This is a genomic window from Pseudomonas sp. UBA4617 (assembly GCF_002386445.1).
In the GTDB taxonomy this organism is placed as follows: Bacteria; Pseudomonadota; Gammaproteobacteria; order Pseudomonadales; family Pseudomonadaceae; genus Aquipseudomonas.
Map to the genome: position 1 here is coordinate 49,249 of NZ_DGIR01000052.1, position 20,654 is coordinate 69,902.

Annotated in this window: 16 protein-coding genes; 12 read left to right on the forward strand and 4 right to left on the reverse strand. The window is 62.3% G+C overall.

What is annotated here, in order from left to right; genetic code table 11:
• The first annotated feature begins 102 nt into the window (after positions 1-102).
• The gene (locus B4L76_RS22030) at positions 103-1,353 is read left to right on the forward strand and encodes a 2-aminoadipate transaminase (RefSeq protein WP_296235231.1); all 1,251 of its coding nucleotides are present in this window, start codon (positions 103-105) and stop codon (positions 1,351-1,353) included.
• A gap of 3 nt (positions 1,354-1,356) precedes the next feature.
• On the opposite strand, the gene B4L76_RS22035 is transcribed toward B4L76_RS22030, so the two are convergent.
• A complete protein-coding gene (locus B4L76_RS22035) occupies positions 1,357-1,659 on the reverse strand; it encodes a hypothetical protein (RefSeq protein WP_296235232.1) in 303 nt (100 codons plus the stop codon).
• A gap of 183 nt (positions 1,660-1,842) precedes the next feature.
• Between B4L76_RS22035 and B4L76_RS22040 the strand changes: the two genes are divergently transcribed.
• Together B4L76_RS22040 and fusA are read left to right on the forward strand one after the other, a co-directional pair.
• Positions 1,843-2,268 (forward strand): hypothetical protein, encoded by a 426-nt coding sequence (locus B4L76_RS22040; protein WP_296235233.1) that lies wholly within the window; start codon positions 1,843-1,845, stop codon positions 2,266-2,268.
• A 73-nt stretch (positions 2,269-2,341) separates the two neighbouring features.
• The gene (gene fusA, locus B4L76_RS22045; protein WP_296235234.1) at positions 2,342-4,453 is read left to right on the forward strand and encodes an elongation factor G; all 2,112 of its coding nucleotides are present in this window, start codon (positions 2,342-2,344) and stop codon (positions 4,451-4,453) included.
• Between the two features lie 67 nt (positions 4,454-4,520).
• On the opposite strand, the gene B4L76_RS22050 is transcribed toward fusA, so the two are convergent.
• Together B4L76_RS22050 and B4L76_RS22055 are read right to left on the reverse strand one after the other, a co-directional pair.
• On the reverse strand, positions 4,521-5,963 hold the full coding sequence (locus tag B4L76_RS22050; protein ID WP_296235235.1) for a SulP family inorganic anion transporter: 1,443 nt from the start codon (positions 5,961-5,963) through the stop codon (positions 4,521-4,523).
• A gap of 81 nt (positions 5,964-6,044) precedes the next feature.
• Complete coding sequence (locus B4L76_RS22055) at positions 6,045-7,754, reverse strand: S8 family peptidase (RefSeq protein WP_296235236.1); 1,710 nt, start codon at positions 7,752-7,754, stop codon at positions 6,045-6,047.
• A gap of 144 nt (positions 7,755-7,898) precedes the next feature.
• Here B4L76_RS22055 and B4L76_RS22060 point away from each other — a divergent pair, with 144 nt between their 5' ends.
• A complete protein-coding gene (locus B4L76_RS22060; protein WP_296235237.1) occupies positions 7,899-8,633 on the forward strand; it encodes a secretin N-terminal domain-containing protein in 735 nt (244 codons plus the stop codon).
• Between the two features lie 487 nt (positions 8,634-9,120).
• Positions 9,121-10,446: an isocitrate lyase gene (gene aceA / locus B4L76_RS22065; protein WP_296235238.1), complete on the forward strand. Its 1,326-nt coding sequence runs from the start codon at positions 9,121-9,123 to the stop codon at positions 10,444-10,446.
• Positions 10,447-10,681: 235 nt separating this feature from the next.
• On the opposite strand, the gene B4L76_RS22070 is transcribed toward aceA, so the two are convergent.
• On the reverse strand, positions 10,682-10,945 hold the full coding sequence (locus B4L76_RS22070; protein WP_296235239.1) for a DUF3077 domain-containing protein: 264 nt from the start codon (positions 10,943-10,945) through the stop codon (positions 10,682-10,684).
• A 1,029-nt stretch (positions 10,946-11,974) separates the two neighbouring features.
• On the opposite strand from B4L76_RS22070, the gene B4L76_RS22075 reads away from it, so the two are divergent.
• From B4L76_RS22075 to nuoH, 7 genes are all read left to right on the forward strand, one after another.
• Positions 11,975-12,388: an NADH-quinone oxidoreductase subunit A gene (locus tag B4L76_RS22075; RefSeq protein WP_003251427.1), complete on the forward strand. Its 414-nt coding sequence runs from the start codon at positions 11,975-11,977 to the stop codon at positions 12,386-12,388.
• Between the two features lie 9 nt (positions 12,389-12,397).
• On the forward strand, positions 12,398-13,075 hold the full coding sequence (locus B4L76_RS22080) for a NuoB/complex I 20 kDa subunit family protein (protein ID WP_003251429.1): 678 nt from the start codon (positions 12,398-12,400) through the stop codon (positions 13,073-13,075).
• A 78-nt stretch (positions 13,076-13,153) separates the two neighbouring features.
• Entirely contained in the window at positions 13,154-14,935 is a 1,782-nt protein-coding gene (nuoC, locus tag B4L76_RS22085; protein ID WP_296235240.1) for an NADH-quinone oxidoreductase subunit C/D, read from the forward strand.
• 2 nt (positions 14,936-14,937) lie between these two features.
• Positions 14,938-15,435 carry an NADH-quinone oxidoreductase subunit NuoE gene (nuoE, locus tag B4L76_RS22090; protein WP_003251433.1) on the forward strand — a complete coding sequence of 166 codons (498 nt, stop codon included), beginning with the start codon at positions 14,938-14,940 and terminating at the stop codon, positions 15,433-15,435.
• Positions 15,432-16,811 carry an NADH-quinone oxidoreductase subunit NuoF gene (gene nuoF / locus B4L76_RS22095; RefSeq protein WP_296235241.1) on the forward strand — a complete coding sequence of 460 codons (1,380 nt, stop codon included), beginning with the start codon at positions 15,432-15,434 and terminating at the stop codon, positions 16,809-16,811. Before nuoE ends, nuoF begins: the two co-directional genes overlap by 4 nt.
• Positions 16,812-16,944: 133 nt before the next feature.
• Positions 16,945-19,671, forward strand: a complete 2,727-nt coding sequence (nuoG, locus tag B4L76_RS22100; RefSeq protein WP_296235242.1) for an NADH-quinone oxidoreductase subunit NuoG — start codon at positions 16,945-16,947, stop codon at positions 19,669-19,671.
• Positions 19,668-20,645, forward strand: a complete 978-nt coding sequence (gene nuoH / locus B4L76_RS22105) for an NADH-quinone oxidoreductase subunit NuoH (RefSeq protein ID WP_032612777.1) — start codon at positions 19,668-19,670, stop codon at positions 20,643-20,645. Before nuoG ends, nuoH begins: the two co-directional genes overlap by 4 nt.
• Positions 20,646-20,654: the final 9 nt, after the last annotated feature.

Below are 20,654 nucleotides of genomic sequence, written 5' to 3' on the forward strand. Positions count from 1 at the left end.
AGGTCACGAATCCAAGGAATGACCGCAATCGAATAATTCGTTTGCGGAATAACTGGCCAACGCGCTTGGATAATAAGAAACCGAACAAAGGTCCGCGTGCCCATGAACCAGGAAAGTATCAGCCAGTCCATTGCCATCGTTCATCCGATCACACTTTCCCATGGCCGTAATGCCGAAGTCTGGGACACCGACGGCAAACGCTACATCGACTTCGTCGGCGGTATCGGTGTACTCAACCTGGGCCACTGCAACCCGGCCGTGGTCGAGGCGATCCAGGCCCAGGCCAGCCGCCTGACCCACTCTGCCTTCAACGCCGCCCCGCACGGCCCGTACCTGGCGTTGATGGAGCAACTGACCCAGTTCGTGCCGGTCAGCTACCCACTGGCAGGCATGCTCACCAACAGCGGTGCGGAAGCGGCGGAAAACGCCCTGAAAGTGGCCCGCGGGGCCACCGGCAAGCGCGCCATCATCGCCTTCGATGGCGCCTTCCACGGCCGCACCCTGGCGACCCTGAACCTCAACGGCAAGGTTGCCCCGTACAAGCAACGGGTCGGCGAACTGCCCGGGCCGGTCTATCACCTGCCCTACCCCAGCACCGACACCGGGGTGACCTGCGAGCAGGCACTCAAGGCCATGGACCGCCTGTTCAGCGTCGAATTGGCGGTGGAGGACGTGGCTGCGTTCATCCTCGAGCCGGTGCAGGGCGAAGGCGGCTTCCTCGCCCTTGACCCGGCCTTTGCCCAGGCCTTGCGCCGTTTCTGCGACGAACGCGGCATCCTGATCATCATCGACGAGATCCAGTCGGGCTTCGGCCGTACCGGCCAGCGCTTCGCCTTCCCCCGCCTGGGCATCGAGCCGGACCTGCTGTTGCTGGCCAAGAGCATTGCCGGTGGCATGCCGCTGGGAGCAGTGGTCGGGCGCAAGGAACTGCTGGCAGCACTGCCCAAGGGCGGCCTGGGTGGCACCTATTCGGGCAACCCGATCGCCTGCGCAGCGGCCCTGGCCAGCCTGGCGCAGATGAGCGACGAAAACATCGCCACCTGGGGTGAGCGCCAGGAGCAGGCGATCGTGCGTCGTTTCGAGCGCTGGAAAACCACGGGCCTGAGCTCGTTCATCGGGCGCCTGACCGGTGTCGGCGCCATGCGCGGCATCGAGCTGGCCAATGCCGACGGCAGCCCGGCGCCAGCGCAACTGGCCAAGGTGATGGAAGCGGCACGGGCCAGGGGCCTGCTGCTGATGCCCAGCGGCAAGGCCCGGCATATCATCCGCCTGCTGGCGCCGCTGACCATCGAAGCCGAGGTGCTTGAGGAAGGCCTGGACATCCTCGAGCAGTGCCTGGCAGAGCTGGGCTGAAGGTTACAGGCCGAGTTCTTGTGGGGTGAGCATGTCCGACTCGAAGGCAATCCAGCCGCCTTCGAGTTCGGCGTGGCCGTTGACGATCGGGCCGTAGTAGGCCAGGCCGTTCTCCAGCGTCACGCAGATGTGCGTGGCGGGCTTTTCCGGGGCTGCCAGCGTACCGACGAAATGCACTTTCTTCAGCGTTTCGGTGACGGCCTCCAGGCCAACGCGCATGCCCGGGTTCTCCGAGGCTTCGGCGTCGCCGCCACGGTCTTCGGCGCTGACGGTGATGGTGGCGATGTACGGGTACTGGCTGCTCAAGCGGGGTTACCTCGGTGGGTGGGTAGGCGTATGGGCGCGTAGAGTACGGCAGGTGTTCCCGCTTGTCTCTACCGGTCTTCGCGGGCGCGCCCGCGAAGAGGCCGGGGCTGCAAGAGGTGATCTGAAGGGCCCGATCTGTTAGGGTGCCCGCCGATGCACGCCACCTACACGAGGATTCCCCGAGTGAGCGCCGAAGAACCCCTGATCGCCGACCTGTTCGAAGTCGACAAACGCCTGTCCCTCAAGCCTGTGGTGGACTTCAACAGCTACCTGCGCAATGCCTTCGGCGAAGGCCCGTGCCGCTGCCACCGCTGCGCCGAAGGTGGCGACCAGAGCAGCTACAGCCACACCCACACCTTCACTTTCGACGGCCACCCGTGGCACCGCCGATTCGCCAGCACAGCTGCCAGCGACGTTGCCCAGGTACTGAAAAAGGCCTGGCTGTCGTACACCAAGGCCGACCTCAACCTAACCGGCGACCTGGACCTGGCCACGCTCAAGACCTTTACCGAAGCCGCCCTGCACAGCCGCCTGCTGGCCCTGCTGCCGGCCAGCGGCCTGGCGCGCGAAGAAGATGGCCAATGGCTGCTGCAGGCCCAGGCTGACTGACAGCCCGGCGGCACGGCAGGATTCTGCCGGTCTGCTAACGTGGTGGAATCCGACCATTCGCAGGTAGTCCGCCATGGCCCGCACAACGCCCATCGAGCTGTACCGCAATATCGGCATCGTCGCCCACGTGGATGCTGGGAAGACCACGACCACCGAGCGGATCCTGTTCTACACCGGGGTCAACCACAAGATGGGCGAGGTGCACGATGGCGCCGCGACCATGGACTGGATGGCCCAGGAACAGGAGCGCGGCATCACCATCACGTCGGCGGCGACCACCGCGTTCTGGCAGGGCTCGACCAAGCAGTTCGCCCACAAGTACCGCTTCAATATCATCGACACACCAGGCCACGTCGACTTCACCATCGAAGTGGAGCGCTCGCTGCGCGTTCTGGATGGCGCGGTGGTGGTATTCAGCGGCGCCGACGGGGTAGAGCCACAGTCCGAGACGGTGTGGCGCCAGGCCAACAAATACCACGTGCCGCGCCTGGCCTACATCAACAAGATGGACCGCCAGGGCGCCGACTTCCTGCGCGTGGTCAAACAGATCGACCAGCGCCTGGGCCACCACCCGGTGCCGATCCAGCTGGCCATCGGCAGCGAGGAAAAGTTCCAGGGCCAGATCGACCTGGTGAAGATGAAGGCCATCTACTGGAACGAGGCGGACCAGGGCACCAGCTATCGCGAAGAGGCCATCCCCGCCGACCTGCAGGCGCTGGCCGATGAATGGCGGGCGCACATGGTCGAGGCGGCAGCCGAGGCCGATGACGAGCTGCTCGGCAAGTTTCTCGAAGGCGAAGAACTGAGCACCGAGGAGATCAAGGCCGGCCTGCGCAAGCGCACCCTGAACAACGAAATCGTGCCGACCATCCTCGGCTCGTCATTCAAGAACAAGGGCGTGCCGCTGATGCTCGATGCGGTCATCGACTATCTGCCCGCGCCGTCGGAAATCCCCGCTATCAAGGGCACCGACCCGGACGACGAAGACAAGCATCTGGAGCGCCACGCCGACGACAGCGAGCCGTTCTCGGCCCTGGCGTTCAAGATCGCCACTGACCCGTTCGTCGGCACCCTGACCTTCGCCCGGGTCTATTCCGGCGTGCTCAGCTCCGGCAACGCGGTGCTCAACTCGGTCAAAGGCAAGAAGGAACGCATCGGCCGCATGGTGCAGATGCACGCCAACCAGCGTGCAGAAATCAAGGATGTGTGCGCCGGCGACATCGCCGCCCTGATCGGCATGAAGGACGTGACCACCGGCGATACCCTGTGCGACCTGGACAAGCCGATCATCCTCGAGCGCATGGATTTCCCCGACCCGGTGATTTCCGTGGCCGTGGAACCGAAAACCAAGGCCGACCAGGAGAGAATGGGCGTCGCCCTGGGCAAGCTGGCGCAGGAAGACCCGTCATTCCGCGTGCGCACCGACGAAGAGACCGGCCAGACCATCATCTCGGGCATGGGCGAGCTGCACCTGGACATCATCGTCGACCGCATGCGCCGCGAGTTCAATGTCGAGGCCAATATCGGCAAACCGCAGGTGGCCTACCGCGAGAAGATCCGCAACACCTGCGAGATCGAAGGCCGCTTCGTCCGCCAATCCGGTGGCCGTGGCCAGTATGGCCACTGCTGGATCCGCTTCGCCCCCGGCGACGAGGGCAAGGAAGGCCTGGAGTTCATCAACGAGATCGTCGGTGGCGTGGTACCGCGCGAGTACATCCCGGCGATCCAGAAGGGTATCGAAGAGCAGATGAAGAACGGCGTGCTTGCCGGCTACCCGCTGATCAACCTGAAGGCTGCGGTGTATGACGGCTCGTACCACGATGTCGACTCCAACGAAATGGCCTACAAGATCGCGGCCTCGATGGCCACCAAGCAGCTGTCGCAGAAAGGTGGCGCGGTGCTGCTGGAGCCGGTGATGAAGGTGGAAGTGGTCACGCCCGAAGAGTACCAGGGCGATATCCTCGGCGACCTCAGCCGGCGCCGCGGGATGATCCAGGACGGCGACGAAACGCCGGCCGGCAAGGTGATCCGTGCCGAAGTGCCGCTGGGCGAGATGTTCGGCTACGCCACCTCGATGCGCTCGATGACCCAGGGCAGGGCGAGCTTCTCGATGGAGTTCACCCGCTATGCCGAGGCGCCGGCAAGCATCGCCGATGCCATCGTGAAGAAGAACCGCGGGGAATAGACCTCTTGCCTGTACCGGCGTGTTCGCGGGCATGCTCGCGAACACGCCGGTACAGTCAACCCCGCTTTCAGTGCTGCTCGCCCGCCCGCTTCAGCAGCTTCCTGCAGCGCTCCGACAAATGCACCACGCGCACGTGCTTGCCCGCCTTGGCATAGCGTTCGCGCAAGGTCTGCAGCGCCGCAATCGCCGAGTAATCGACAAAGCTCAGATGCTGGCAGTCCAGCGTGACCCGGGCCGGGTCGTTGGCGGTGTCGAACTGTTCGAGGAACGCGGTGGTCGAGGCAAAGAACAGCGTGCCATGCAGCCGGTAATGCTTGCCCCCTTCGCCGTCTTCATGGCTGTCGGCATACAGCTCTCGCGCATGCTGCCAGGCAAAGTTCAGCGCGGCGATGATGATGCCGAACAACACTGCCACGGCGAGGTCGGTGAACACCGTGACCACGGTTACCGCAATGATCGCCAGCACATCGTTCAGCGGCACCTTGTGCAGCACCCGCAGCGACGCCCAGGCGAAGGTCTGCTGCGCCACCACGAACATCACCCCGACCAGTGCTGCCAGCGGAATGCGTTCGATCAGCGGGGCCAGGAACAGCACGAACAGCAGGACCATGCCCCCGGCCACCACCCCCGATAGCCGCCCACGGCCGTTGGAGCTGAGGTTGATCACCGTCTGGCCGATCATCGCGCAACCGCCCATGCCACCGCACAGGCCGGACACCATGTTGGCCGCGCCAAGGGCCACGCATTCGCGGTCCGGGAAGCCGCGGCTCTCGGTGATTTCATCGGTCAGGTTGAGGGTTAGCAGGGTTTCCAGCAGGCCGACCATGGCCATCAGCAGCGCATAGGGCGCGACGATTTTCAGGGTTGCCAGGTTCCAGGGTACGTCCGGCAGGGCCAGCTGTGGCAGGCCGCCGGCAATCTGCGCCATGTCGCCCAGGGTGCGGGTAGGCAGGCCGAGCAGGTACACCAGCAAGCCGACGCCAAGGATCGCCACCAACGCTGGCGGCACCGCGCGGGTCAGCTTCGGCAATACATAGACCACCAGCATGGTCAGCGCCACCAGCCCGACCATCAGGTACAGCGGGGTGCCACTGAGCCACTGCCCACCTTGCTTGAAGTGTTCCAGCTGCGCCAGGGCGATGACGATCGCCAGACCGTTGACGAAACCGAGCATCACCGGGTACGGCACCAGGCGCACCAGCTTGCCCAGGCGCAGCAAGCCGAACAGGATCATCAGCGCGCCACCCAGCAGTACCGTCGCCAACAGGTACTGTATGCCGTGTTGCACCACCAGGGCGACGATCACCACCGCCATCGAGCCGGCCGCGCCGGAAATCATCCCCGGTCGACCGCCGAACAGCGCCGTCAGGGTGCAGATGATGAACGCCCCGTACAGGCCCATCAGCGGGTTGAGGTGGGCCACCAGGGCGAACGCGATGCATTCGGGCACCAAGGCGAACGAAGTGGTCAGGCCGGCGAGCAGGTCGGCGCGAAATCGGGCGGGTTTCATGAAGGTCCTGTGGTGCAGTCCGGGCGGACGGGAAAAACGAGGGGCGCGATGTTACGGAATTTGTCTGCCAGCGGCCACCGCTCAGCGCACCCGGTCGCGACTTTGTATGGCCAGGTCCAGCGCACGCTGCATATCCAGGCGCGCCGAGCGCCCCAGGTCGGGGTGGTCCAGCTGCCCGCCGCGCTCTGAAGGCAGTATCGGCGCGGTCAGGTCTTCGGCATCCATGGCCTCGAAGTCCTGCTCGCCGCCCAGGGTCAGGGCGCTGCGCCGCAGCAGCATGCGCACCTGTTGTGGAGTCAGCTCCGGGTTGATTGCCAGCATGGTCGCCACGGTGGCCGTGACCAGCGGTGTGGCGTATGACGTGCCACAGTGCGGCCGATCGGCGGCAGTCGGGCGAATGCACGCGGCAGCACTGATATCCACGCGCATGTCGATGTTCGAGCTGTGGCGCTTGCCGACATGCCGAGGGTCTTCGACCGGCACCGCCTGGTCACTGCGCTGATGCCCGCCCACCACCAACAATTGCTCGGTAACGAACGAGGAAGGCAGCCGATATTCATCGGTGCCCGACCAGGACGCACCATTGCCGGCCGAGTTCACCACCAGCACATCGGGGTGCCTGGCCCGCAGCCAGAGGAAGAATTCTTCGAGCAGCTCCTCATAGCCACTCATCGCCAACCCCGAGCGCACCAGCGACTCGACCTCATCCCCCTGCACGTTCTTCGCGCCGACCCGGTGGACGCCCCAGCTCCAGTTCAACACCCGCACACCGTCTTCGACCAGGTTCACCGAGGCAGCGATATTGGCGGTGATCCCGGCATCCGAGTTGCGCCCGACGATCACCTCGAAACCGGGACTGTGCTTGCCCAGCCCGGGCAGGAAGCCCTGCCCCCGGGCTGCCAGGATGCCCGCCACATGGCTACCATGGCTGCCCGGGCGATCGCCGTCGGGGGCATACAGGCAGGTCTGCCCTTTGCCACAAGCGCCTCGGTAGGCGCCGAAGGGCGGCGCATCGAAGTCCACCTCGCGCTCGATCACCCCAACGCGTACCGGCTGCACCGGCACCCCGGAAGCGGGGATGCGGCGCTGGTAGAAGTACAGCGCATCCATGAACCGGTTGGCGGCCCATTCGTCTGCCTGGTCGATGGCCGACTGACCGCTGCCTTCACCCTCCTCGCCGCGTTCGGGTGCGGACTCCTCGACGATTACGGCATCCACGCTGACCTCGGTGCCGATGCGCAGGACCAGCGCATCGCGCTGCACCAGGTCACGCACCGGCAAGCGTAACTGGTAAACGTTCAACGGCGGGATGGCACCGACCACCTGGGCGGCGTATTTGTCGGCGATACGCCGGGCTTCGGCTGCACCATCGTATTTTTCTTCGATCAACAGGCTGACCAGGTCGAGGTAGGTGGTCAGGCCATCCATGTTCTTTGCCACTTCGCCAGGCCCAGCGGCAACAACGTGGCTGCGCTGACGGGTCAACCAGACGGCATTGCTGGTCCGCTCACCGTCTTGCAGCCACAGCGGCGCGCTGCGTTGCTCGTGCTTGGCCAGGGTCAGCCTCAGCGTGTCGCCAAGCCGTTCGACGCCAGCCTGCTCCAGTTGCGTCTCGCCGAGTCGGACAATCGCCACACCGGGGCCCAGGCCCTCGGTTCGCACGCACCATTGCTGTTCAGCTTCGCTCAACAGGTCGCCGCAACGCTGCAGTTGCTTGATGCGCAGCGTATCCGCTTGCGCCGACACGGCACAACTGAAGATCATCATCAGTGTGATGACATGGCGCTTCATCCAATCAGCCCCCCGCCTTTCCTGACATTCCGACTGCCCGACCAGCGCCAAGGTTCAGCTGCATGAAGGTCAACTTGTGACCTGGACCCGGCACAAGCGCTACAAATTTGCCATCATGTGTTTCCACCCGCGGAGATCATCCACATGCCGCTACGCCCGCTTTTCGCCTCGCTGCTGCTGGCTACCAGCCTTACCGTCCACGCCGCCACCGAGGTCGTGCCGCTGCAACATCGCAGCAGCACCGAACTGCTGCCGGCGGCGCAGGCGTTCATCGGCAAGGACGGCAGCGTCACTGCCTTCGAGAACAAGCTGATCGTCAACGCCAGCGCCGAACGCATCGACGACCTGCGCACCCTGCTGCAGCAACTGGACACTGCGCCCAAGCGCCTGCTGATCAGCGTCGACAACAATGACAGCAACTTCCAGGACAACCGCGGCAACGCGCAAGTCATCCACTACGGCACCAGCAACCGCGACGGCGGCATGCAACAGGTTCAGGCCAGCGAAGGCCAGCCGGCGCTGATCCAGGTTGGCCAGAGCATCCCGGTTACCAGCACCAGCAGCGACAGCTACGGGCGCCTGCAGAGCAACACCGAATACCGCAACGTGACCCAGGGTTTCTACGTTACGCCAAGCCTGAGCGGCGATACGGTTCGCCTGCAAATAAGCAGCAATAATGACCGCATCAGCCAGGAACGTGCCGATGTAGTGAAAGTGCAAAGCACCGACACGACGGTCACCGGCAGGCTCGGCGAGTGGATCACCCTGGCCGGTTTCAACCAGCAGAGCCAGGCCGAGCGCAGGGCATCCAGCCATAGTTACAGCACCCAGCGCGGTGAAAACATGACTTTGCGGGTAAAAGTCGACCTTGTCGATTGATCCCAGGCGGCTCAAGGCCTCGACCAAAGGCCTTGAAACTGACTGCCGAGTCGCATTAGACCAAAGATGTAGTAAGCACAAAAAACCACTACAAAACATTTGACAGGGTCTTTTTGCCAAGGGCATGATGGCCTCGCTCCCGCTAATCAGGGGCCCTGGCAAGGGCCTTCGGGGCGCGCTCCTTCCACCCCTGGAGGCGTCTCGTGTCTATACGGCCCACAAGGCGGTTCGACGGGATTGCGACTGCAACGAAGAAGTTGTCCCGAGGGACGGAAGCGCATCACCGCAGTACTGGCAATCGCGTAGCACCGCAGCAAGGCAACCACGAGCCGACCTGCCGGAGTTCCTTGCGCCTGGCCTGCCCCCTTCCCTTCGAGCCTTCGCGTTCGCCGCCGCACCCCCATGAACAGGACAGCCGCCAGCTTCCCTGATCGGCCCCGAGCATCAGCACAATTACCCCAAGATCGATGCGACGAGGTTTATTTCCATGGCACTGACACGCGAACAGCAAATTGCAGCCCTCGAGAAAGACTGGGCCGAGAACCCGCGCTGGAAAGGCGTGACCCGTACCTACACCGCCGCTGATGTCGTTCGCCTGCGTGGCTCCCTGCAGCCGGAGCACACCCTGGCCCGCCTGGGTGCAGAAAAACTGTGGAAGCTGGTCACCGAAGGTGCCCACCCGTCCTTCCGCCCAGAAAAAGATTTCGTCAACTGCATGGGCGCCCTGACCGGCGGCCAGGCAGTGCAGCAGGTCAAGGCTGGCATCCAGGCCATCTACCTGTCGGGCTGGCAGGTTGCCGCCGACAACAACTCGGCCGAGTCGATGTACCCTGACCAGTCGCTGTACCCGGTCGACTCTGTGCCGACCGTGGTCAAGCGCATCAACAACGCCTTCCGTCGTGCCGACCAGATCCAGTGGAAAGCCGGCAAGAACCCGGGCGACGACGGCTATATCGATTACTTCGCGCCGATCGTGGCAGACGCCGAAGCCGGTTTCGGCGGCGTGCTGAACGCCTACGAGCTGATGAAGAACATGATCGAGGCAGGCGCCGCCGGCGTGCACTTCGAAGACCAGCTGGCCTCGGTGAAGAAATGCGGCCACATGGGTGGCAAGGTGCTGGTACCGACCCAGGAAGCCGTGCAAAAGCTGGTGGCCGCGCGCCTGGCCGCTGACGTATCGGGGGTACCGACCATCATCCTGGCCCGTACCGACGCCAACGCCGCCGACCTGCTGACCAGCGACTGCGACCCGTACGACCAGCCATTCGTGGTCGGCGAGCGCACCCGCGAAGGCTTCTACAAGGTACGCGCCGGCCTCGACCAGGCCATTTCCCGCGGCCTGGCCTACGCGCCGTACGCCGACCTGATCTGGTGCGAAACAGCCAAGCCGGACCTGGACGAAGCCCGCCGCTTCGCCGAAGCGATCAAGAAGGAATACCCGGACCAGATCCTGTCGTACAACTGCTCGCCTTCCTTCAACTGGAAGAAGAACCTGGACGACGCGACCATCGCCAAGTTCCAGCGCGAGCTGTCGGCCATGGGCTACAAGCACCAGTTCATCACCCTGGCCGGCATTCACAATATGTGGCACGGCATGTTCAACCTGGCGCACGACTACGCCCGCAACGACATGACCGCCTACGTGAAGCTGCAGGAGCAGGAATTTGCCGATGCCAGCAAAGGCTACACCTTCGTGGCGCACCAGCAGGAAGTGGGTACTGGCTACTTCGATGACATGACCACCGTGATTCAGGGTGGGGCTTCGTCGGTAACCGCGCTGACCGGTTCGACAGAGGAAGAACAGTTCCACTGATAGTGGGTTGTTGTTGAAGGAAGGCCCGGGGCTTGTGAAAGCCCCGGGCCTTTGTTTTTGCATGTACCGGCGGGCAACAGGCTAGCCAAACATGTTCGGGCGGCCTTGTGTCGCGAATGGACCGCAGAGCGGCCCCGGCAATCTTGCGACGATGCACCGATCCCGGGGGCACTTCGCACACCAATCGCGACGCAAGGCCGCTCCCACAGGAGAAATCGCGCCTGCCGGTAGTACCTCAGTACTTCATGCCCAGCTCTGCATCATCCATCAGCGCCTTGGCCATCGCGCTCAAATAGTGGCCGGCGCAGATCATCATCGGCTTCTCATCCATCAGGCCAGTGATGGTCAGCTCGCGTACATAGCCCATCAGTTCCGATGATTGCTCGCGGGCGTCGCGACAGGGAATGCCTGGCCCGATGCAAAACAGCGGGTGGGTGCCGTTTTCGCCTTGGTAGAAGGTGGTTTTGCCGACGGTGAATTGGGTGTCTTCTGTGGTCATTGTTGTGTCCCCTGGATTTTTGCGAATGCCTGGGCGCGCCCACTCCCACAGGGACTGTGCAAATCTTGAAGGCTGTGGTGACCCTGCTGGAGCGGGCAAGCCCTCACAGCCTGTCAAAGCTGTATCGTTGATGAGCAACGACAGGCCGAGACTAGAGCGCTGCCACAGCAGCGGCAACGGAAAATGCGCGGCAGGAGAATGTTTAGGAAATGGCCTACAGGGAAGGGGTTAAATCCGACATGCCAGGTGTTCTGTGCCCGATTGCGTCAGGGCGGCGAGGTGCCCGCCTTGGTTTTTGCGGTGTTGCGTAGATCGAGCGCCGCGTGGGCGGCGCTCGATCTCACAGGCGCTGAAAACCTAAAGGCAGACACCTGCCAGCCCTCCCCCTATCCAAACGAGTCACCTCCCAAATCCACAATCAGGTCTATGCTTGCAGCAGCACAGCAGCAAGGACCGCCCCCGCTCAACCCAAGGCATCCGATCATTCCCGCACCAGCGACCGCTGCCTTCTATATATGCACGGGCCAACGATAGCACCGCGCTCGCCCAGATCATCCTCACCTAGTGGCTCGGCCAGGGGGCGATCGCTTGCTTGATCGATAAAATATTGACCCAGAGCGGGGCGAACGGTGTCGGAAACTGCTAGAACAGGCGTTTTTGGCATTTACAAGTAGGGGGAATCGCCAGATGAACTTTACAAGACGCAGAACAGGGAAAACATCAGGCATCAGATCAAATGATATTAATTATCATTTCGAAACTTGCAATTCGTTACCCGGCGCAAGAAACATAATTAACAAAACCACACGCAATGCCCTAATCTCAAGGCTTTCAGCCGGTTACAAGCGGAATTTGTACTTAATCCTACGAATAAATTTGCGACAGAAATTTTACTTGCACCGGGTTTACCCATAAAATCAGCCCGATTGATTCAGCTGCGACATTTGGTCACTGCATGTGCGACACCAGGTCGCCGCTCTACACTTATTTCAGACTGCAGAGCTGGGTCTCTGTATAAGGATTGCTAGCATGTCCGATTCGGCAGGACTCATCGCCCACAACTGGGGCTTTGCCATCTTCCTCCTGGGTGTCGTCGGCCTGTGCGCCTTCATGCTCGGCCTGTCCAGCCTGCTCGGTAGCAAGGCCTGGGGCCGTGCCAAGAACGAACCCTTCGAATCCGGCATGCTGCCCGTCGGCAGCGCCCGTCTGCGCCTGTCCGCCAAATTCTATCTGGTCGCGATGCTGTTCGTGATCTTCGATATCGAAGCCCTCTTTCTCTTTGCATGGTCTGTGTCCGTCCGCGAAAGCGGCTGGACCGGATTCGTCGAAGCACTCGTTTTCATAGCAATTCTGTTGGCAGGTCTTGTCTACCTTTGGCGCGTCGGGGCACTTGATTGGGCTCCCGAAGGTCGCCGCAAGCGGCAAGCGAAGCTGAAACAATGAGGCTTTGGCATGCAATACAATCTCACCAGAATCGATCCGGATGCGCCCAACGAGCAGTACCCGGTTGGTGAACGGGAAACCGTCACCGATCAACTGCTGGAGGACCAGGTCCACAAGAACATCTTCATGGGCAAGCTCGAAGATGTGCTGCGTGGCGCGGTCAACTGGGGCCGCAAGAACTCCCTCTGGCCGTACAACTTCGGCCTGTCCTGCTGTTACGTGGAAATGACCACGGCCTTCACGGCACCCCACGACATCGCCCGCTTCGGCGCCGAAGTCATCCGGGCCTCGCCGCGTCAGGCCGACTTCATGGTCATCGCCGGTACCTGCTTCGTCAAAATGGCGCCGATCATCCAGCGCCTGTACGAGCAGATGCTCGAGCCGAAATGGGTCATTTCCATGGGTTCGTGTGCCAACTCCGGTGGCATGTACGACATCTACTCGGTTGTTCAGGGGGTCGACAAGTTCCTCCCCGTGGACGTCTATGTGCCCGGCTGCCCGCCGCGCCCTGAGGCTTTCCTGCAAGGCTTGATGCTGCTGCAGGAGTCGATCGGCCAAGAACGACGCCCGCTTTCCTGGGTTGTTGGTGATCAAGGCATCTACCGTGCCGAGATGCCAGCCCAGAAGGACCTGCGTCGTGAGCAGCGCATTGCCGTAACCAACCTGCGCAGCCCCGACGAAGTCTGATCCAGCGACCTGCCGCCCGCTCCACCGGAGCCGGCGGCCTGGCTTCATTCTTAACGTTGACCCAAAGCGACCGAGACCATGACAGCGGACAACGCTATTTTCATTCCGCCCTACAAGGCAGACGACCAGAATGTGGTCGTCGAATTGCACAACCGTTTTGGCGCCGAAGCATTCGTCGCTCAGGAAACCCGCACCGGCATGCCCGTGCTGTGGGTCAAGCGCGAACAGCTCAAGGAGGTGCTCAGCTTCCTGCGCGGCGTGGCCAAGCCGTACAGCATGCTGTACGACCTGCACGGCGTCGACGAACGCCTGCGCACCCAGCGCCGCGGCCTGCCAGCCGCCGACTTCAGCGTGTTCTACCACCTGCTGTCGATCGAGCGTAACAGCGATGTGATGATCAAGGTGTCGCTCAGCGAAGGCGACCTGAACCTGCCGACCGTGACCGGTATCTGGCCGAACGCCAACTGGTACGAGCGCGAAGTCTGGGACATGTTCGGCATCGACTTCGCCGGCCACCCGCACCTGAGCCGCATCATGATGCCGCCCACCTGGGAAGGCCATCCGCTGCGCAAGGACTACCCGGCTCGCGCCACCGAATTCGATCCCTACAGCCTGACCCTGGCCAAGCAGCAGCTTGAAGAGGAGTCGGCACGCTTCAACCCGGAAGCCTGGGGCATGAAACGCCAGGGCGCCAACGAGGACTACATGTTCCTCAACCTCGGCCCCAACCACCCTTCGGCGCACGGTGCCTTCCGTATCGTCCTGCAGCTGGACGGCGAAGAGATCATCGACTGCGTGCCGGACATCGGCTACCACCACCGTGGTGCCGAGAAGATGGCCGAGCGCCAGTCCTGGCATAGCTTCATCCCCTACACCGACCGTATCGACTACCTCGGCGGGGTGATGAACAACCTGCCGTACGTGCTCGCGGTCGAGAAGCTGGCCGGCATCAAGGTGCCACAGAAGGTCGACACCATCCGCGTGATGCTGGCCGAGTTCTTCCGTATCACCAGCCACCTGCTGTTCCTGGGTACCTATATCCAGGACGTCGGCGCCATGACCCCGGTGTTCTTTACCTTCACCGACCGCCAGCGCGCCTATACCGTGATCGAAGCGATCACCGGTTTCCGCCTGCACCCGGCCTGGTACCGCATCGGTGGCGTCGCCCACGACCTGCCGCGCGGCTGGGACAAGCTGGTCAAGGACTTCGTCGAATGGCTGCCGAAACGCCTCGACGAGTACGAAAAGGCTGCTCTGCAGAACAGCATCCTCAAGGGCCGTACCATCGGCGTTGCCGCGTACAACACCAAGGAAGCCCTGGCCTGGGGCACTACCGGCGCCGGCCTGCGTGCCACCGGTTGCGACTTCGACCTGCGCAAAGCCCGCCCCTACTCCGGCTACGAGAACTTCGAGTTCGAAGTACCGCTGGCCCACAACGGCGATGCCTACGATCGCTGCATGGTCCGTGTCGAGGAGATGCGCCAGAGTATCCGCATCATCGACCAGTGCCTGCGCAACATGCCGGAAGGCCCGTACAAGGCGGACCACCCGCTGACCACGCCGCCACCGAAAGAGCGCACCCTGCAGCACATCGAGACCCTGATCACGCACTTCCTGCAGGTTTCGTGGGGCCCGGTCATGCCGGCCAACGAGTCGCTGCAGATGATCGAGGCGACCAAGGGCATCAACAGTTACTACCTGACGAGCGATGGCGGCACCATGAGCTACCGCACCCGGATCCGTACCCCGAGCTACCCGCACCTGCAGCAGATCCCTTCGGTGATCAAAGGCAGCATGGTCGCCGACCTCATTGCGTACCTGGGCAGTATCGACTTCGTTATGGCTGACGTGGACCGCTAAGCATGAACAGCACGCTTATCCAGACAGACCGTTTCGCCCTGAGCGAAACCGAGCGCTCGGCCATCGAGCACGAAATGCATCACTACGAGGACCCGCGCGCGGCGTCCATCGAAGCCCTGAAGATCGTCCAGAAGGAACGTGGCTGGGTGCCGGACGGCGCCATCCACGCCATCGGCGAAGTACTGGGCATCCCGGCCAGCGACGTCGAGGGAGTGGCCACCTTCTACAGCCAGATCTTCCGTCAGCCGGTCGGCCGTCACATCATCCGTGTATGCGACAGCATGGTCTGCTACATCGGTGGCCACGAGTCGGTGGTCAGCCAGATCCAGAGCGAGCTGGGTATCGGTCTCGGCCAGACCACCGCCGATGGGCGCTTCACCCTGTTGCCGGTGTGCTGCCTGGGCAACTGCGACAAGGCCCCGGCGCTGATGATCGACGACGACACCTTCGGTGACGTGCAGCCGGCTGGCGTTTCCAAACTGCTGGAGGGTTACGTATGACCATTACTTCCTTCGGCCCGGCCAACCGCATCGCGCGCACGGCCGAAACCCACCCGCTGACCTGGCGCCTGCGTGACGACGGCGAGCCGGTCTGGCTGGCCGAATACGAGTCGAAGAACGGCTACGCCGCGGCGCGCAAGGCGCTGGCGCAGATGTCCGCCGACGACATCGTGCAGAGCGTCAAGGACTCCGGCCTCAAGGGCCGTGGTGGCGCAGGCTTCCCCACTGGTGTGAAGTGGGGCCTGATGCCCAAAGACGAATCCATGAACATCCGCTACCTGCTGTGCAACGCGGACGAAATGGAGCCGAACACCTGGAAGGACCGCATGCTGATGGAGCAACAGCCCCATCTGCTGGTCGAGGGCATGCTGATCAGCGCCCGCGCCCTGAAGGCCTACCGTGGCTACATCTTCCTGCGCGGCGAATACACCACCGCCGCCAGGCACCTCAACCGTGCCATCGAGGAAGCCAAGGCCGCCGGCCTGCTGGGCAAGAACATCCTCGGCAGCGGTTTCGATTTCGAGCTGTTCGTGCACACCGGCGCCGGCCGCTACATCTGCGGTGAAGAAACCGCGCTGATCAACTCGCTGGAAGGCCGCCGCGCCAACCCGCGTTCCAAACCGCCCTTCCCTGCCGCCGTGGGCGTGTGGGGCAAGCCGACCTGCGTCAACAACGTCGAAACCCTGTGCAACGTGCCGGCCATCGTCGCCAATGGCAACGACTGGTACAAGTCGCTGGCCCGCGAAGGCAGCGAAGACCACGGCACCAAGCTGATGGGCTTCTCCGGCAAGGTGAAGAACCCGGGCCTGTGGGAACTGCCGTTCGGCGTCACCGCCCGCGAGCTGTTCGAAGACTACGCCGGCGGCATGCGCGATGGCTTCAAGCTCAAGTGCTGGCAGCCAGGCGGCGCCGGTACCGGCTTCCTGCTGCCCGAGCACCTCGACGCGCAGATGTACGCCGGCGGCATCGCCAAGGTCGGCACGCGCATGGGTACCGGCCTGGCAATGGCGGTGGACGACAGCATCAACATGGTCTCGCTGCTGCGCAACATGGAAGAATTCTTCGCCCGCGAGTCGTGCGGCTGGTGCACGCCCTGCCGTGACGGCCTGCCGTGGAGCGTGAAGATGCTGCGCGCACTGGAAAAAGGCCAGGGCCGCGCGGAAGACATCGAGACGCTGCTGGGCCTGGTCAACTTCCTCGGCCCAGGCCGTACCTTCTGTGCTCACGCACCGGGTGCGGTCGAGCCGCTGGGCAGTGCCATCAAATACTTCCGGTCCGAGTTCGAGGCCGGGGTTGCTCCAGCATCCGCTGGCGACACCCTGCGCCCAGACCTGGCCAAGCCAATCCAGGCCGGGCCGATCGTGGTCGGCGCATAAAAAGATGATTGGCCGAGTGGTCCGTGCCACTCGCCAGCTTGCCGCCAGGCCCGAGTCGCTCGTGGCGTGTCGCAAGCTCACCGATTTCCATTAGCCACGCCCGCTCACGCGGGCCAACGAAGAACTTTGAACAATGGCCACTATCCACGTAGACGGCAAAGCGCTCGAAGTCAACGGTGCAGACAACCTGTTACAGGCCTGTCTGTCGCTCGGCCTCGACATCCCTTATTTCTGCTGGCATCCGGCGCTTGGTAGCGTTGGCGCCTGCCGGCAGTGCGCGGTCAAGCAGTACACCGACGAGAACGATACCCGTGGTCGTATCGTCATGTCCTGCATGACCCCTGCCTCCGACGGCACCTGGATCTCCATCGACGATGAAGAATCCAAGGCGTTCCGCGCCAGCGTCGTCGAATGGCTGATGACCAACCACCCGCACGACTGCCCGGTGTGCGAGGAAGGCGGTCATTGCCACCTGCAGGACATGACGGTAATGACCGGCCACAACGAGCGCCGCTACCGTTTCACCAAGCGTACCCACCAGAACCAGGACCTCGGCCCGTTCATCGCCCATGAGATGAACCGCTGCATCGCCTGCTACCGCTGCGTGCGTTACTACAAAGACTACGCAGACGGCGAAGATCTGGGCGTGTATGGCGCACACGACAACGTCTACTTTGGTCGCCCGGAAGACGGCGTACTGGAGAGCGAATTCTCCGGTAACCTGGTCGAAATCTGTCCGACCGGCGTCTTCACGGATAAAACGCACTCCGAGCGTTACAACCGTAAGTGGGACATGCAGTTTGCGCCGAGCATCTGCCAGCAGTGCTCCCTCGGCTGTAACACCAGCCCGGGTGAACGTTACGGTGAACTGCGTCGTATCGAAAACCGCTACAACGGTACCGTTAATCACTACTTCCTCTGCGACCGTGGTCGTTTCGGCTATGGCTATGTGAACCTGAAAGACCGTCCGCGTCAGCCGGTTCAGCGCCGTGGCGATGACGTGATCACGCTGAACGCCGAACAGGCGATGCAGGGCGCGGCAGATATTCTGCGCCAGTCGAAGAAAGTGATCGGTATCGGCTCCCCGCGCGCCAGCATCGAAAGCAACTTCGCGCTGCGTGAACTGGTAGGCGCGGAAAACTTTTACACCGGTATCGCTAAGGGCGAGCAGGAACGTCTGCAACTGGTGCTAAAAGTGCTGCGTGAAGGCGGTATTCATACCCCTGCGCTGCGCGAAATCGAATCTTATGATGCGGTTCTGGTATTGGGTGAAGATTTAACCCAGACCGGTGCGCGCGCTGCCCTGGCGGTTCGTCAGGCGGTGAAGGGTAAAGCACGTGAAATGGCAGCGGCCCAGAAAGTGGCTGACTGGCAGATCGCGGCGATCCTCAACATCGGTCAGCGCGCCAAGCATCCGCTGTTTGTCACTAACGTCGACAACACCCGTCTGGACGACATCGCGGCCTGGACCTACCGTGCCCCGGTTGAAGATCAGGCGCGTCTTGGCTTTGCTATCGCTCACGCGCTGGACAACAGCGCCCCGGCCGTTGAAGGCCTGGATCGCGATCTGCAGAACAAGGTTGACGTGATTGTGCAGGCGTTGGCCGGTGCGAAAAAGCCCCTGATTATTTCCGGTACTAACGCCGGTAGCACAGAGATCATTGAAGCGGCGGCCAACGTGGCTAAAGCCCTGAAAGGTCGCGGTGCTGACGTTGGCGTGACCATGATCGCCCGTGCGGTAAACAGCATCGGTCTGGGCATGATCGGCGGCGGCTCGCTGGAAGAGGCGTTAAGCGAACTGGAATCCGGTGCTGCAGACGCTGTCGTGGTGCTGGAAAACGACCTCCATCGTCATGCTTCTGCTGCCCGCGTGGACGCTGCCCTGTCTAAAGCGCCGCTGGTGATGGTTATCGACCATCAGCGCACGGCGATCATGGACAAAGCGCATCTGGTGCTCTCTGCAGCAAGCTTCGCAGAAAGCGACGGTACCGTTGTGAACAACGAAGGCCGTGCCCAGCGCTTCTTCCAGGTTTATGACCCGGCGTACTACGACAACAGCATTGTGATGCTGGAAAGCTGGCGCTGGCTGCACTCCCTGCACAGCACCGTGCTGAGCCGTGAAGTGGACTGGACCCAGCTCGACCACGTGATCGACGCCGCCGTGGCACAACTGCCGCAGCTGGCTGGCATTAAAGATGCGGCGCCGGAAGCGAGCTTCCGTATTCGCGGCCAGAAACTGGCGCGTGAACCGCACCGCTACAGCGGCCGTACCGCCATGCGCGCCAACATCAGCGTGCACGAACCGCGTCAGCCGCAGGATAAAGACACCATGTTCGCCTTCTCAATGGAAGGGAACAACCAGCCGTCTGCTCCGCGTTCGCAGATCCCGTTCGCATGGGCGCCAGGCTGGAACTCACCACAGGCATGGAACAAGTTCCAGGCTGAAGTGGGCGGTTCTCTGCGTCACGGCGATCCGGGCGTGCGCCTGATTGAAGCCTCCGAAACCGGTCTGGCGTTCTTCTCCACCGTTCCGGCAAGCTTCCAGGCGGAAGAGGGTAACTGGCGTATTGCGCCATACTATCATCTGTTCGGTAGCGACGAATTGTCTCAGCGTTCCCCGGTCTTCCAGACCCGTATGCCGCAGCCGTACATCAAGCTCAACCCGGCAGATGCCGCGAAGCTTGGCGTGAACGCAGGCGCTAACATCAGCTTTAGCTACGAAGGCCAGACAATCAGCCTGCCGCTGATTATCTCTGAAGGTCTGACAGCAGGGCAGGTGGGTCTGCCAATGGGTATGCCTGGCATCGCGCCAGTGCTGGCGGGCGCGCGTCTTGATAACCTGCAGGAGGCAAAAGCATGAGTTGGTTAACGCCTGATCTTATCGACATCCTGCTGAACATCCTGAAAGCGGTTGTTATTTTGCTGGTGGTCGTCACCTGCGGCGCGTTCATGAGCTTCGGTGAACGTCGTCTGCTCGGTCTGTTCCAGAACCGTTACGGACCGAACCGCGTGGGCTGGGGTGGTTCACTCCAGCTGGTCGCGGACATGATCAAGATGTTCTTTAAAGAGGACTGGGTTCCGCGCTTCTCGGATCGCGTGATCTTTACTCTGGCACCAATGATCGCCTTTACCTCGCTGCTGCTGGCGTTTGCTATCGTTCCGGTTAGCCCGACCTGGGTTGTGGCGGATCTGAACATCGGAATCCTGTTCTTCCTGATGATGGCAGGCCTTGCGGTCTACGCGGTGCTGTTCGCCGGCTGGTCCAGTAACAACAAATACTCCCTGCTGGGTGCGATGCGTGCGTCTGCGCAGACCCTGAGCTACGAAGTGTTCCTGGGTCTTTCCCTGATGGGCGTGGTGGCGCAGGCCGGTTCATTCAACATGACCGACATCGTCAACAACCAGGCCGATATCTGGAACGTGATCCCGCAGTTCTTTGGGTTTGTTACCTTTGCTATCGCGGGCGTGGCGGTGTGTCACCGTCACCCGTTTGACCAGCCAGAAGCCGAACAGGAACTGGCCGACGGTTACCACATTGAATATTCCGGTATGAAGTTCGGTCTGTTCTTCGTGGGCGAGTACATCGGTATCGTCACCATTTCCGCGTTGATGGTAACGCTGTTCTTTGGTGGCTGGCATGGCCCGTTCTTACCGCCGTTCATCTGGTTCGCGCTGAAAACCGCGTTCTTCATGATGATGTTCATTTTGATTCGCGCAGCGTTACCGCGTCCGCGTTATGACCAGGTAATGTCCTTCGGCTGGAAAGTGTGCCTGCCGCTGACGCTCGTCAACTTGTTGGTAACGGCGGCTGTCATTCTCTGGCAGCAGCCATAAGGGGCTTTA